Source organism: Erwinia oleae (assembly GCF_000770305.1).
GTDB classification, from domain to species: Bacteria; Pseudomonadota; Gammaproteobacteria; order Enterobacterales; family Enterobacteriaceae; genus Erwinia; species Erwinia oleae.
Genome location: NZ_JNVB01000004.1, coordinates 49,165 through 62,991, shown reverse-complemented (window position 1 = coordinate 62,991; position 13,827 = coordinate 49,165). Strand labels below are relative to the sequence as shown.

Annotated in this window: 13 protein-coding genes; 1 reads left to right on the top strand and 12 read right to left on the bottom strand. The window is 57.1% G+C overall.

Annotated features, from left to right (window positions below; translation table 11 throughout):
- Window positions 1-12: 12 nt before the first annotated feature.
- From sucA to sdhC, 5 genes are all read right to left on the bottom strand, one after another.
- Window positions 13-2,820 carry a 2-oxoglutarate dehydrogenase E1 component gene (gene sucA, locus GS12_RS02400; RefSeq protein WP_034943565.1) on the bottom strand — a complete coding sequence of 936 codons (2,808 nt, stop codon included), beginning with the start codon at window positions 2,818-2,820 and terminating at the stop codon, window positions 13-15.
- Window positions 2,821-3,053: 233 nt separating this feature from the next.
- Window positions 3,054-3,770, bottom strand: a complete 717-nt coding sequence (locus GS12_RS02395) for a succinate dehydrogenase iron-sulfur subunit (protein WP_034913424.1) — start codon at window positions 3,768-3,770, stop codon at window positions 3,054-3,056.
- A 17-nt stretch (window positions 3,771-3,787) separates the two neighbouring features.
- Window positions 3,788-5,554 carry a succinate dehydrogenase flavoprotein subunit gene (gene sdhA, locus GS12_RS02390; RefSeq protein WP_034943563.1) on the bottom strand — a complete coding sequence of 589 codons (1,767 nt, stop codon included), beginning with the start codon at window positions 5,552-5,554 and terminating at the stop codon, window positions 3,788-3,790.
- Entirely contained in the window at window positions 5,554-5,901 is a 348-nt protein-coding gene (gene sdhD, locus GS12_RS02385) for a succinate dehydrogenase membrane anchor subunit (protein WP_034943561.1), read from the bottom strand. Before sdhD ends, sdhA begins: the two co-directional genes overlap by 1 nt.
- Window positions 5,895-6,284 (bottom strand): succinate dehydrogenase cytochrome b556 subunit, encoded by a 390-nt coding sequence (sdhC, locus tag GS12_RS02380; RefSeq protein WP_034943559.1) that lies wholly within the window; start codon window positions 6,282-6,284, stop codon window positions 5,895-5,897. Before sdhC ends, sdhD begins: the two co-directional genes overlap by 7 nt.
- A gap of 605 nt (window positions 6,285-6,889) precedes the next feature.
- Here sdhC and GS12_RS02375 point away from each other — a divergent pair.
- Complete coding sequence (locus GS12_RS02375) at window positions 6,890-8,170, top strand: citrate synthase (protein WP_034913415.1); 1,281 nt, start codon at window positions 6,890-6,892, stop codon at window positions 8,168-8,170.
- 90 nt (window positions 8,171-8,260) lie between these two features.
- Here GS12_RS02375 and nei read toward each other — a convergent pair whose 3' ends face one another.
- The 7 genes from nei to pxpB all read right to left on the bottom strand — a co-directional run bounded on the left by nei (window position 8,261) and on the right by pxpB (window position 13,817).
- A complete protein-coding gene (nei, locus tag GS12_RS02370) occupies window positions 8,261-9,052 on the bottom strand; it encodes an endonuclease VIII (protein ID WP_034943557.1) in 792 nt (263 codons plus the stop codon).
- 18 nt (window positions 9,053-9,070) lie between these two features.
- Entirely contained in the window at window positions 9,071-9,718 is a 648-nt protein-coding gene (pcp, locus tag GS12_RS02365; RefSeq protein ID WP_034913409.1) for a pyroglutamyl-peptidase I, read from the bottom strand.
- 7 nt (window positions 9,719-9,725) lie between these two features.
- Window positions 9,726-10,715 (bottom strand): DUF979 domain-containing protein, encoded by a 990-nt coding sequence (locus GS12_RS02360; RefSeq protein ID WP_034943555.1) that lies wholly within the window; start codon window positions 10,713-10,715, stop codon window positions 9,726-9,728.
- A complete protein-coding gene (locus GS12_RS02355) occupies window positions 10,715-11,443 on the bottom strand; it encodes a DUF969 domain-containing protein (protein ID WP_034943553.1) in 729 nt (242 codons plus the stop codon). Before GS12_RS02355 ends, GS12_RS02360 begins: the two co-directional genes overlap by 1 nt.
- 64 nt (window positions 11,444-11,507) lie before the next feature.
- A complete protein-coding gene (pxpA, locus tag GS12_RS02350) occupies window positions 11,508-12,245 on the bottom strand; it encodes a 5-oxoprolinase subunit PxpA (RefSeq protein ID WP_034913403.1) in 738 nt (245 codons plus the stop codon).
- Window positions 12,235-13,167 carry a 5-oxoprolinase subunit PxpC gene (gene pxpC, locus GS12_RS02345; protein WP_034943551.1) on the bottom strand — a complete coding sequence of 311 codons (933 nt, stop codon included), beginning with the start codon at window positions 13,165-13,167 and terminating at the stop codon, window positions 12,235-12,237. Before pxpC ends, pxpA begins: the two co-directional genes overlap by 11 nt.
- Entirely contained in the window at window positions 13,161-13,817 is a 657-nt protein-coding gene (gene pxpB, locus GS12_RS02340) for a 5-oxoprolinase subunit PxpB (protein WP_034913397.1), read from the bottom strand. The genes pxpC and pxpB overlap by 7 nt, the downstream gene beginning before the upstream one ends.
- Window positions 13,818-13,827 lie beyond the last annotated feature (10 nt).

The window sequence follows — 13,827 nt, the reverse complement described above, 5'->3', positions numbered from 1 at the left end:
TTTTTCCTTTAATTAATTAACGTTCAGCGCGTCATTAACCAGATCTTGCTGCTGCTGCTGGTGTACGGACATATAGCCAACTGCCGGCGAGGCCGAAGCAGGACGGCCGGCATAACGTAATGAAGCCCCAAACGGAACGGCTTCGCGGAAGTGGTGCTGACTGCAATACCAGGCGCCCTGATTGAGCGGTTCTTCCTGGCACCAGACAAAATCATGCACGTGCGAATAAGGCTGAAGCGCATCCTGAACCGCTTTGTGCGGGAATGGATAGAGCTGTTCGATACGCACAATCGCCACATCGGTCTGCTCATTCTTACGGCGTTTTTCCAGCAGATCGTAGTACACCTTGCCCGAGCAGAGCACCACGCGCTTGATGCCTTTCGGATCAAGATCGTCCACCTCACCGATGGCAGGCTGGAAGCCGCCGTTAGCCATTTCTTCCAGGGAAGAGATAGCCAGAGGATGACGCAGCAGCGATTTTGGCGACATGACAATCAGTGGACGACGCATACCGCGCAGCGCCTGACGACGCAGCATGTGGTAAACCTGCGCGGGCGTGGACGGCACGCAAACCTGCATATTCTGCTCGGCGCAGAGTTGCAGGTAGCGCTCCAGACGCGCAGAGGAGTGCTCCGGCCCCTGCCCTTCGTAGCCGTGCGGCAGCAGCATCACCAGACCGCACATGCGGCCCCATTTCTGCTCGCCAGAGCTGATGAACTGGTCAATCACCACCTGCGCGCCGTTGGCGAAATCGCCGAACTGCGCTTCCCAGATGGTCAGCGTGCGCGGCTCTGCCGTGGCGTAGCCATATTCGAATGCCAATACCGCTTCTTCAGAGAGCACGGAGTCCCACACGCGGAAACTGCCCTGACCGTTGTGCACATGTTGCAGCGGCGTCCAGGTGGAACCATTCGCCTGATTGTGGATCACCGCGTGGCGGTGGAAAAAGGTGCCGCGGCCCATGTCCTCACCGGACAGGCGCACAGGAATGCCTTCATCGACCAGCGTGGCATAGGCGAGGTTTTCGGCTGCGCCCCAGTCAAACGGTTTGTTGCCTGCGGCCATTTCCGCACGGTCGCCGTAGATTTTCGCCACGCGCGACTGCATTTCAATCTGTTCCGGCACGGTGCTGATGCGCTTTGCCAGATCCTGAAGCCGTTTGTACTCCAGCGTGGAGGGATAGCTTTCATCCCACTCGTGGTTCAGATACGGCGACCAGGTAAAGGAGTGCAGGCTCATCGGACGCCACTCCGGCACCACGCATTCACCGGCGTCCAGCGCATCGCGATACAGGTTGACCATTTCGGTAGCGTCTTCGAGGGTAGCCACTTTTTCCTGCTCCAGGCGATCGGCGTAGATTTTACGCGGCGTTGGCTGCTTCTTGATCTTCTGGTACATCACCGGCTGGGTGGCGCTCGGCTCATCGGCCTCGTTATGGCCGTGGCGGCGGTAGCACACCAGATCGATAAAGACGTCGCGCTTGAAGGTGTTACGGAAGTCGAGCGCCAGGCGCGTGACGAATGCCACCGCTTCCGGATCGTCAGCGTTGACGTGGAAAATCGGCGCCAGCACCATTTTGCCGATATCGGTGCAGTACTGCGTCGAGCGGGCATCTTTCGGGTTGGAGGTGGTGAAACCAATCTGGTTATTAATAACGATACGTACCGTACCGCCCACCTCATAGCCGCGCGCCTGCGACATGTTCAGCGTTTCCTGCACCACACCCTGACCGGTGACTGCCGCGTCGCCATGAATGGTGATCGGCAGCACTTTGTTGCTGCTTGGCTCGTCAAGACGATCGAGACGCGCACGCACTGAGCCCATCACCACCGGGCTGACGATTTCAAGGTGCGACGGGTTAAACGCCAGCGCCAGGTGCACCATGCCGCCTTCGGTTTCAACGTCCGACGAGAAGCCCATATGGTACTTCACGTCGCCGGTGCCGAGGTGCTCTTTGTGTTTGCCGGAGAATTCGTCGAACAGATCCTGCGGCTTTTTGCCCAGCACGTTAATCAGCACGTTCAGACGACCACGGTGCGCCATGCCCAGCACCACTTCACGGGTGCCGCTTTTGCCGGCGTGGCGGATCATCTCGTTCAGCATCGGCACCAGCGCGTCGCCGCCCTCAAGCGAGAAGCGTTTGGCGCCGGGGAATTTGGCGCCCAGATAGCGCTCAAGACCTTCGGCTGCGGTGAGCTGTTTCAGGAACCCCTTTTTCTCTTCAGAAGAGAAAGAAGCCTGCCCCGCCACCGATTCGATGCGCTGCTGGATCCAGCGTTTCTCTTCGGTATTGGTGATGTGCATATATTCCGCACCAATGGAACCGCAGTAGGTCTGTTGCAGAAGCGAAAACAGATCGGCCAGCTTCATGGTGTCTCTGCCAAAGGCAAAAGAACCAACGTTAAAGGTTTCCTGGAAGTCCGTCTCGGTCAGATCGTGAAAGGCCGGGTTGAGATCGGGCACGTCATCCTGTTTCCATAACCCCAGCGGGTCGAGATTAGCCTGCTGATGACCACGAAAACGGAAGGCGTTAATTAACTGGAGAACTTTAACCTGTTTCGCGTTGGTATCGGGATCGCTGACGGAGGCGGTGTAGCGCGTGGCGTCTTTTGCCAGGCGTTTAAAATATTCGCGGGTGGTCGAGTGGAATTGTTCAGGTCTAACCCCATTCCCCGGAAGCTGCTGAAACAGCGATTTCCAGGCAACATCAACAGAGTCAGGATCGGTTAGATAGTCCTCATAGAGTTGCTCTATGTAGGTCTGGTTCGCGCCGGCCAGCCAGGAAGAGTCCAGCCAGGGCTTCATCGCGCTGTTCTGCATTGTGATCCCTTAAGCAATTTTGCTTTCTTTCGCCGTGATTGTGTAATGGAGCCTTCGCAGGCCCCGCGCCGCACAGGCGGCTTGCCCCCGGTCGTGTCATGAGCGAGACACGGCCTGAAAGTTCATCAGTACGAGCGTACTCTGGCCCGTAAGGGAACCTTTTAAAACCGTCGTCGGCGGCTTTGAAAGGCTTCCTGAAACACCGGGAACCTGAGGTTCCCGGCGACGTTTCGTTATGCGCTTCTTTGCAACAGCATCGATTTAATATGACCAATGGCGCGCGTCGGGTTGAGCCCTTTGGGACACACGCTCACACAGTTCATAATGCTGTGACAGCGGAATACGCTGAAAGCATCGTTCAGATTGTCCAGTCGCGCGTTGGTTTCCGTATCACGACTGTCAATCAGGAAGCGGTAGGCTGCCAGCAGCCCCGCCGGGCCGATGAACTTGTCCGGGTTCCACCAGAAAGACGGACAGGAGGTTGAACAACAAGCGCAAAGAATACATTCGTACAGACCATCCAGCTTTTCACGCTGTTCAGGAGCCTGTAAGTGCTCACGCGCTGGCGGGTTCTCTCCATTATTCAACAGGTAAGGCTTAATCTTCTCATACTGAGTATAGAACTGCCCCATGTCTACGACCAGATCACGTATAACCGGCAGGCCCGGCAGGGGACGGATCACAATCTTTTTCTTCCCGCCGCCCAGCGCTGAAACCGGCGTGATACAGGCCAGGCCATTCTTCCCGTTCATGTTGATGCCGTCGGAACCGCAGACGCCTTCACGGCATGAGCGACGGAAGGCCAGCGTCGGATCTTTCTCTTTCAGGCGGATCAGCGCGTCCAGCAGCATCATGTCGCGCCCTTCTTCCGATTCCAGGCTGTAATCCTGCATACGCGGCGCGTTATCAACGTCCGGGTTATAACGATAAATTGAAAATTCGAGTCTCATCGTCTTCTCTCCGCAAACTAGTAGGTACGTGCTTTCGGCGGGAACGCCGCGCGCAGTTTCGGTGCCATGTTCACTTCACGGCGCGTCATGCTTTCGCTCTGCGGCAGGTACACGCTGTGGCACAGCCAGTTTGCATCATCACGGTCAGGGTAATCGAAGCGGCTGTGCGCGCCGCGGCTTTCGGTGCGATAGTTCGCCGCCACCGCCGTCGCAAAGGCCGTTTCCATCAGGTTATCCAGCTCCAGGCACTCAATACGCTGGGTATTGAAATCGGCAGAACGATCGTCCAGACGCGCGCTTTTCAGCCGCTCGCGCAGCACTTTCAGCTCTTCAAGACCTTTTGCCATCGCGTCGCCTTCACGGAATACCGAGAAGTTGTTCTGCATGCAGGTTTGCAGCGCTTTACGCAACTCGGCGGGATCTTCGCCGGTGGTGTTGTTATTCCAGCGGTTCAGGCGCGCCAGCGCGGCATCAATCTCTTCGTCCGTGGCGTCGCGCAGTTCGCCCTGCTGCTGAATAGACTCCTGCAAATGCAGGCCCGCCGCGCGGCCAAACACCACCAGGTCGAGCAGCGAGTTGCCGCCAAGCCGGTTGGAGCCGTGTACCGATACGCAGGCGATTTCGCCAACCGCAAACAGGCCCGACACCACGACATCCTCACCCTGTTCGTTCAGCGTCAATGCCTGACCGGTCACGCGGGTAGGAATGCCGCCCATCATATAGTGACAGGTTGGAATAACCGGAATCGGCTCTTTGACCGGATCGACGTGCGCAAACGTGCGCGACAGCTCAAGGATGCCGGGCAGGCGCGCTTCCAGCACGTCTTTGCCTAAATGGTCCAGCTTCAGCTTGATGTGCGGCCCCCACGGACCTTCACAGCCGCGGCCTTCGCGGATTTCGATCATCATTGAACGTGCCACCACGTCGCGGCCCGCCAGATCTTTTGCATTGGGCGCATAACGCTCCATGAAGCGTTCGCCGTGCGTGTTGAGCAGGTAGCCGCCTTCTCCGCGACAGCCTTCGGTCACCAGTACGCCTGCCCCGGCGATGCCGGTCGGGTGAAACTGCCACATCTCCATGTCCTGCACCGGCACGCCCGCACGCAGCGCCATACCCACGCCGTCGCCGGTATTGATATGCGCGTTGGTGGTGGACTGATAAATACGGCCCGCGCCGCCGGTGGCTAATACCGTTGCTTTCGCTTTAAAATAAACGACTTCGCCATCTTCAATATTAATCGCGGTGCAGCCCACTACCGCGCCGTCGGCGTTTTTTACCAGATCCAGCGCATACCATTCAGAAAAAATCGTGGTTTTGTTTTTCAGGTTCTGCTGATAGAGCGTGTGCAGCAGAGCATGACCGGTACGGTCAGCCGCCGCTGCGGTACGCGCCGCCTGCTCGCCGCCGAAATTCTTCGACTGGCCGCCAAACGGACGCTGGTAAATGCGGCCGTCATCAAGACGGGAAAACGGCAGCCCCATGTGTTCAAGCTCCAGAATCGCTTCCGGGCCGGTTTTACACATATATTCAATGGCGTCCTGGTCACCGATATAATCGGAGCCTTTTACCGTGTCGTACATATGCCATTCCCAGTTGTCCTCATGGGTATTGCCCAGCGCAACGGTAATGCCGCCCTGTGCGGAGACGGTATGGGAACGGGTTGGAAAAACTTTTGATAACAGGGCGCAGGTCTGGCCCGATTGGGAAATTTGCAGCGCGGCACGCATGCCTGCACCACCGGCGCCGACCACAACGGCGTCAAACTCTCTGACTGGCAATTTCATTACGCACCCCACACAACGACAGTTCCATAAATTGCATACACCAACAGCGCAACAATCACCACGAGTTGCAGCGTCAGCCGCAGCGCCAGCGATTTAATATAATCTGTCTGCACCTGCCACATTCCGATCCAGCCGTGTACCAGAATGGAGAACAGCGTCAGAAGTGTGAAAACTTTCGTGGTGGTCGAGGCGAAAAAAGCGTGCCAGGTCTCAAAGGTCAGCGTGTCCGACACCACAAAAAAACCAAGAATATAAATCACATAAAGCGCAATAATAATCGCCGCCGCACGCAGCAGCAGCCAGTCGTGTACGCCATTGCGACCCAGTGATGAAGCATTGCTTACCATACGAGAACTCCAGCCAGAATTGAAAGCACGACGGTGATACCAAAGCTTGCCCAGGCTGAGCTCTTGCCCACCTCCAGCGTTTCTGCCAGGTAGCCGAAATCCATCATCATATGGCGAATGCCGCCGACAATATGAAAAGCCAGCGCGGTCATAATGCCCCAGAGGATAAATTTCACGAAGAGGCTGCCCATAATGGCGGATGCCTGAAGAAAACCATCAGGAGAAGAGAGTGACAGATCCAGTAACCAGAGCAGAATGCCGACGGCCACCAAAGTAATCACGCCGGAGACGCGGTGGAGAATAGACGCTATTGCAGTAACGGGAAACCGGATCGTTGAGAGATCCAAGTTGACAGGTCTTTGTTTTTTCACGGTTTTGCCCACACAGCCTTTCTTATTTTGCTTCCTCCGGTCCTGAGGACGGGTCAATCAGCGTTAAGTAAAGCACTGCGCCAGGCACCAAAACTGCAACGTCCAGTGTCAAAAACGACGCGTATATAACGCTGGGTGGCTCCTACAGCAGGTATACCGGAGACCTGGCCGAAGTATAGGGGGATCACATTCTCATTACAATTCCCCTACAAACACTTTGGAAACATTTAGGTGGAACAGTGATCGCCTTCACGTTTTTCACAATTCATACAAATTTAATTATCTGATTTGACAAAAGTTCAACATTCCTGTTACAAACTGACGCTCAAAAGTTCTGTAATGCACAAAAGTTATGGGGATACACTTTCCCCTAAGCACAAGTTATGTAACATTGATAAGAAATAAGCAGAAAGTATCAGGTAAAGGTTACTCATAAGTTATGACCAGACCGGATCTTTAACAACCGCGAAACGCAGCCACATTGTGCCCACCGGCCCGCACGCGCCATTGACTCTGTACCCTGCACATAAAAAGATGCCACGGGGTCAGCGTCGGCACGGACATAATCGCTTTTCAGGTGTCAAAGGTTCATAGATAAGGCGCTAAGGAGACTGTAAATGGCTGATAAAAAAGCAACGCTAACGCTTGAAGGCGAAGCTCCTATCGAACTCAATGTGCTTAAAGGCACGCTGGGCGAGGAAGAGATTGATGTCCGTAACCTGGGTTCGAAGGGCTACTTCACGTTTGATCCGGGCTTCACCTCTACGGCATCCTGCGAATCAAAAATCACCTATATTGACGGTGACGAAGGCATTCTGCTGCATCGTGGTTTTCCTATCGATCAGTTGGCAGTCAACTCTAACTATCTTGAAGTCTGTTACATCCTGCTGAACGGCGAAGCGCCGACCAAAGAGCAGTATGAAGAATTCAAAACCATCGTGACCCGCCACACCATGATCCATGAGCAGATCCACCATCTGTTCCGCGGTTTTCGTCGCGACTCGCACCCAATGGCGGTGATGTGCGGCGTGGTCGGTGCGCTGGCTGCGTTTTATCATGATGCGATGGATGTTAACATTGAACGCCACCGCGAAATCGCCGCGTTCCGCCTGCTGTCGAAAATGCCGACCGTGGCGGCAATGTGTTATAAATATTCGATTGGTCAGCCCTTTGTCTATCCACGTAACGATCTTTCCTACGCCGGTAATTTCCTCAATATGATGTTTTCCACGCCTTGCGAAGAGTACGTGGTGAACCCGGTGCTGGAGCGCGCGATGGATCGTATTCTGATCCTGCACGCCGATCACGAGCAGAACGCGTCAACCTCTACCGTACGCACCGCCGGCTCCTCAGGCGCCAACCCGTTTGCCTGTATTGCGGCCGGTATCGCTTCTCTGTGGGGACCGGCGCACGGCGGGGCGAACGAGGCCTGTCTGCGTATGCTGGAAGAGATCAGCTCCGTTGAACATATTCCTGAATTCCTGAAGCGCGCCAAGGACAAGAACGACTCCTTCCGTCTGATGGGCTTCGGCCATCGCGTGTACAAGAACTACGATCCGCGCGCCACGGTAATGCGTGAAACCTGCCATGAAGTGCTGAATGAACTCGGCATGAAGGACGACCTGCTGGAAGTGGCGATGGAACTGGAAAACATCGCGCTGAATGACCCCTACTTTATTGAACGTAAACTTTATCCAAACGTCGATTTCTATTCAGGGCTGATCCTGAAAGCGATGGGCATTCCTTCCTCCATGTTCACGGTGATCTTCGCAATGGCGCGTACCGTAGGCTGGATTGCTCACTGGAAAGAGATGCACGACGACGGCGTTAAAATCGCGCGTCCTCGCCAGCTTTATACTGGTTACGATCAGCGCGATTTTAAATCCGCGCTCAAATAAATGTTTGAGGTTAAGCAGGGCCGTTCAGAAATGAACGGCCCTTTTTTTATCACTGTTGCGCGCTCGGGTATTAAATAATGCCCCGAAAGATTATTTCTGGCAGCCCGGACACCAGTAAAAAGGGCGTGACGAAAGCGTCGTTTTCTCAATTATTCCGCCGCAGCGCTCGCAGGGCTTACCCTGACGGTGAAAAACCCTGAAGCTGAACAGCGCGCCGTGATGTTTCTTATCATTTACCCTGCCGCGTGTCTGATAAGAAAGACGCGGTATCCTCAGCAGCGCACCGGCCAGTTGCTCCACCTGCTCTGGCGTGAGATCCATCGCACGATGCCGCGCAGCCAGCCCCGCCTGCCACAGGATTTCCACCCGCAGGTAGTTACCCAGCCCGGCAAGAAAAGCCTGATCGAGCAGCAGTCCACTGAACTGTCGTCGACGAAAGCGCGGAGAGAGCAACCGCTCCGCCACCTGCTCCACCGTCAGCGACATATCCAGCACGTCCGGCCCTACCCGCAGCAGGAACGGATGCGCCGCCAGCGCGTCGCGATCCAGCATGTCGATGTCCGAGGCGCTGTAAAGCAGAATGGTGTTGTCCGCGGCAGCTAATTTAACGCGCAGTATGCGATTCGATTCCGGTTGTTTACCGCTGTTAACCACCCGCCATACGCCGTAAAGCTGGTTATGGCTGTAGAGCGTCAGGCCATTTGAGAAATGCGTCAGAATGGCTTTGCCGCGCGTTTCTATCGCATCAACCTGCTCGCCCAGCAGCGAGGCCTCGTAATTTTTCAGCGCGGGGAAGGCAAACCAGACCTCGGTGAGCGTTTTCCCTTTGATCGCCTTTTCCAGCTTGTCCGCCGCACGACGGATCTCCGGCCCTTCCGGCATGCCTTATTTCCTTCCGCGTTAGTGTGTCGCTCCGCCCTCAAGGCGAATATCCTCTTCAACTCTCAACGCAATACTCAGCGCCATCTCAAGCGCCAGGGTCACCGTTTGCGCGGGCATACTGGGCATACCCGGATGATGTACCGCCTGCTCCGGCAGATAAGGAATATGAATAAAGCCGCCGCGCACTTTTCGTCGGGATTTCGATAAAAAGTGCAGCAGGCCATACATCACATGGTTGCAGACGAAGGTGCCCGCCGTTTGCGATACCGTGGCGGGAATGCCCGCCTCACGGATACCGTCAACGATCGCTTTAATCGGCAGCGTGGAAAAATACGCGGCCGGGCCTTTGGCAATAATGGCCTCATCAATGGGCTGGTTGCCGGCGTTATCCGCAATACGCGCGTCGTCAACGTTGATCGCCACGCGTTCAACGGTGATATCGGTACGCCCGCCCGCCTGCCCCACCGCAATAACCAGATCGGGTTTCAACTCATCAAGCGCTGCTTTTAACACCTCCAGCGACTCGCCGAAAACGCACGGCAGTTCTTTCGCCACCACGCGCGCGCCAGCCAGCATGCGATCGTTCAGGGTACTTACCGCCTCCCAGGAGGGGTTAATCCGCTCGCCGCCAAAAGGCTCAAAGGCGGTAATCAGAACCGTTTTCATTGCAGCCTCACAGGAACATCAGGAAATAGAGTAAAAACACGTTGGCAATTAACAATAGCACGCCGGTTGGCACCTGAGCCTTAATCACCGCGTTGCGATCCGGCAACTCCAGCAGCGCAGCCGGTACGATGTTAAAGTTAGCGGCCATTGGCGTCATTAACGTGCCGCAGTAGCCAGAAAACATGCCGATAGCCGCCATCACCGCCGGGTTGCCGTGATGCTGCAACACCAGAATGGGAATACCCACGCCCGCAGTGACAATCGGAAACGCCGCAAAGGCATTGCCCATCACCATCGTCAGCAGCGCCATGCCGATCGTATACGTCGCCACGGCGACAAATTTGTTGTCTACCGCCAGGTAAGTTTCGGTGAGATGAGAAATCGCCGTGCCAACGCCCGCCGTGGTAAACAGCAGCCCGAGCGTGGCCAGAATTTGCGGCAGAATAAATGCCCAGCCGATAGCATCAAGCAGGCGCCGTGCTTCCTGCACCGACTGCGCCGGGCTTTCCCGCGTCATTTTCAGTGCGATCAGCCAGCCCGCCACGCAGCCCAGCATCATCGAAAAGAGCGTAATTAACGTGGAGTGATTGCCCGCGCCAAATACCCGCTCCTGCAAACCCGGAACGTTATTAAACGTCAGCACGCCAATGACCGTGACGACCGGGATTGCCAGCGCAGGCAGGAACAGACGGTTGCGCAGCCTCTGCGCGCTTTCACTACGTTGCGCCTGGCTGCGCTGGTGATATGAACCGAGCTTTACGCCGCCAAGGCCAGCGATCAGTGCCATCACCACCACGATCGCGCCGGTCAGGATATGTAGCGTGCGGGTAGCAAAAAAGGTTGCCGTCCAGTCGCCAATCAAAAAGACAAGGCCGTAGAGCGCCCAGAACAGGCCGGTAGTCAGACGACGCGGGTTTGCCTTGTCGCGCCAGGACATCACTGCTACCACCAGCAGGATCGCACCCGCCAGCCAGTAAAGATATTGTTGCTGGACCATTAGCGATCTCCCTTCGACTTCAACGCGCTGGCATTCAACGCGGAAAGCTCAGCGGCAAGCTTTTTGTCCAGACGACCCAGGCGCACCGCGTGGATCACAAAGGCACACACGGCCGTTGGGATGCCCCAGACGGCAATATGCAGGGGTTCGGTCTGGATGCCTGCCGACTCCTGCATAAAGTTGTGCATAAAGATAATTGCGCCGAAGGCGACAAAGATGTCCTCGCCGAAAAACAGCCCGACGTTGTCCGTTGCCGCCGACATGGCGCGCAACCGGTGACGCACTTCAGGCGGCAGCTCGCCGTAGCGATTTTCCGTTGCGCCTTCGGCCATGGGCGCCAGCAGCGGACGTACCATCTGCGGATGGCCGCCGAGGCTGGTCAGCCCCATCGCGGCGGTTGCTTCGCGCACGAACAGGTAGACGATCAGCAGTCGGCCCGCCGTGGCGGTTTTGATCTGCGCAATCCATGCCTGCGCGCGCTCTTTCAGGCCGTGCCGCTCAAGCAGGCCGATAACGGCAAGCGGCAGCAACAGGATCAGCGGAAGATTGCGGGTATTGAGAAAGCCGGAACCAAGCTTTTCGAGAATATCGCCAATCGGCATTTTTGCCGCCAGACCGGTGATCAGTCCGGCGACAATCACCACCAGTACCGGGTTAAACCGTAACAAGAATCCAATTACGATAGCCACGATCCCGGCCAGCGGCCAGAGGTTAACTGCACTTTCCATTTCATCTCCTGATGTTCAAATGTTAATAAATCGGTTTTTACGGCGCTTCAGGTGCCAGCGAATTTTACTGACTGGTCACGTTTATATTATGTTGGCTGAAGGCCTGCCGAAGCTTTGTGGCGAATGCCAGCGCATGCGCGCCGTCGCCGTGTAAACAAACGGTATCGGCGCGCACGTTCACCCATTCGCCGCTCAGGCTCTGCACGCGCTGCTGCTGGATCATGTTCAGCGTCTGCGCAATCGCCTGCTCGTCGCTTTCCACCAGCGCGCCGGGCTGCGATCGCGGGACCAGCGAGCCGTCGGCCTGATAGCCGCGATCGGCGAACACCTCCTCACGCGTGGCGAGGCCGATGTGGCGCGCGGCCCGGATCGATTCACTGTTCGCCAGTCCCACCAGGGTTAACGCGGGATCGACCGCTTTCACCGCACGGGCGATCGCCTCTGCCAGCGCGGGTTCCTGCGCGGACTGGTTATAAAGCATGCCGTGCGGCTTGACGTGCACCAGCCGCCCGTTTTCACTCTCCACCAGCGCCTTCAGCGCGCCGGTTTGATACACCACCTGCGCGTAAACGGTTTCCGTGGGAAGCTGCATTTTGGTACGACCGAAGTTTTCCCGGTCGGGGAAGCTGGGATGTGCGCCTACCGCCACGCCAAACTCCAGCGCCCAGCGTACGCTCTGGAGCATGGTGTCGGCATCGCCGGCGTGAAAGCCGCAGGCGATATTGGCTGAGGTGACAAGCTGAAGCAGCGCGCGATCGTTGGCGCAGCCTTCGCCGAGATCGGCATTAAGATCAACTTTCATGTTCTAACCCCCATGCCATCTGCTCAAGCGCGCGTTCACGTTCGCGCTTCGCCTTCAGCGCCTCGTCCAGCGTGCAGTGAACAAAATGAATCGGTTCGCCCAGACGAATTTGGGCAAGATGATAAAGATCGGCTTCAATGACGCAGGCGATGCGCGGATAGCCGCCGGTGGTTTGCGCATCCGCCATCAGTACGATTGGCTGGCCGTTCGGCGGCACCTGCACCACGCCGGGCAGCAGGCCGTGCGACAGCATCTCCCGATCCTGGACGCGCTCCAGAGGCCGTCCCTGAAGGCGGTAACCCATCCGGTTGCTCTGCGGATTGAGCTTCCATGACGTCCGCCAGAACGCCTCGCGGCTGGCTTCGCTGAATTCATGATATTCCGGCCCCGCCAGCGCGCGCACGCGATTGCCAAACAATAACTGTCGCACGCCTGCCGGTTCGGTGAAATGATGTGCAGGCGCCGCCAGCGGCAGGCTGTCACCGTCCTCAATTTTACGGCCTTTGAAGCCGCCAAAACCGGCTTTCGCGTCGGTACTGCATGAGCCAAGCACCGGCTCGATGGCAAACCCGCCGTCCAGCGCCAGGTAGCTGCGCATGCCGCGCGTCGGCATCTTCAGCGTCAGCCGCTGCCCGCGCCGAACCGGTGTGCGCCAGCCGGTCCACACCGGGTCGCCATCAACATCGGCATGGCAACCGGCGCCGGTCAGCGCAATCCAGCCGTCGCGGCCAAATTCAGCGCTGAACTGCCCCAGCGTGATTTCCAGCACCGCGCTGTTTCGGGCATTGCCGACCAGCATGTTCGCCGTTTCCATGGCGGGCTGATCCAGCACGCCGCCCGGCCCCACGCCGAATTGTCGCCAGCCGGTGCGTCCGCGATCCTGAAGCGTGGTGCTCATGCCGGCACGTAGGATCTTCAGCATATGCCCTCCTTCTGCGGAACAAAGCGCACGCTGTCGCCGGGCCGCAAATACGTTGGCGGCTGATGTGCCGGATTAAATAATTTGATATCGGTACGGCCAATCAGCTGCCAGCCGCCGGGCGCGGACAGCGGATAGACGCCGGTCTGGCTGCCGCCAATGCCCACTGAACCGGCGGGTACCTGGATGCGTGGCTCAGCGCGACGCGGCGTATGAAGACGCGCATCCAGCCCGGCCATATAGGGGAAACCTGGCTGAAAGCCGATAAAAAAGACGACGTATTGGCTGGCGGCATGGGCTTCCACCACCTGCGCGGGCGTAAGGCCGCTGTGCTGCGCCACCTCGGCCAGATCCGGCCCGGCCTCCAGACCGTAAATCACCGGGATTTCAACCTGACGTGAAGCGACCTCCAGCGAGCTGCTCTTTTCCCACCAGGTTTGCAACCATTCAATGGCATCCAGCGCCGTACTCTGCGGATCGCTGAGTATCACCGTGATGTTATTCATTCCAGGAACCACTTCCACCACTTCCGGTCTGTCTTTTAACTGGTCGGATAATCCCCAGATCCGCTGCTGGCTGCTGAGCGAAACGGGGGGTTCCAGCTCAAGCACCACAGCGCGTTCGCCTAGCAGGTAACAACGTGCTCGTTGCAAAATACTTCTC

Excerpts from the sequence above, each read along its gene's own strand:
- sucA (WP_034943565.1), bottom strand. The coding sequence starts at position 2,820 with ATGCAGAACAGCGCGATGAAGCCCTGGCTGGACTCTTCCTGGCTGGCC.
- GS12_RS02395 (WP_034913424.1), bottom strand. The coding sequence starts at position 3,770 with ATGAGACTCGAATTTTCAATTTATCGTTATAACCCGGACGTTGATAAC.
- sdhA (WP_034943563.1), bottom strand. The coding sequence starts at position 5,554 with ATGAAATTGCCAGTCAGAGAGTTTGACGCCGTTGTGGTCGGCGCCGGT.
- sdhD (WP_034943561.1), bottom strand. The coding sequence starts at position 5,901 with ATGGTAAGCAATGCTTCATCACTGGGTCGCAATGGCGTACACGACTGG.
- GS12_RS02375 (WP_034913415.1), top strand. The coding sequence starts at position 6,890 with ATGGCTGATAAAAAAGCAACGCTAACGCTTGAAGGCGAAGCTCCTATC.
- nei (WP_034943557.1), bottom strand. The coding sequence starts at position 9,052 with ATGCCGGAAGGGCCGGAGATCCGTCGTGCGGCGGACAAGCTGGAAAAG.
- pcp (WP_034913409.1), bottom strand. The coding sequence starts at position 9,718 with ATGAAAACGGTTCTGATTACCGCCTTTGAGCCTTTTGGCGGCGAGCGG.
- GS12_RS02360 (WP_034943555.1), bottom strand. The coding sequence starts at position 10,715 with ATGGTCCAGCAACAATATCTTTACTGGCTGGCGGGTGCGATCCTGCTG.
- GS12_RS02355 (WP_034943553.1), bottom strand. The coding sequence starts at position 11,443 with ATGGAAAGTGCAGTTAACCTCTGGCCGCTGGCCGGGATCGTGGCTATC.
- pxpA (WP_034913403.1), bottom strand. The coding sequence starts at position 12,245 with ATGAAAGTTGATCTTAATGCCGATCTCGGCGAAGGCTGCGCCAACGAT.
- pxpC (WP_034943551.1), bottom strand. The coding sequence starts at position 13,167 with ATGCTGAAGATCCTACGTGCCGGCATGAGCACCACGCTTCAGGATCGC.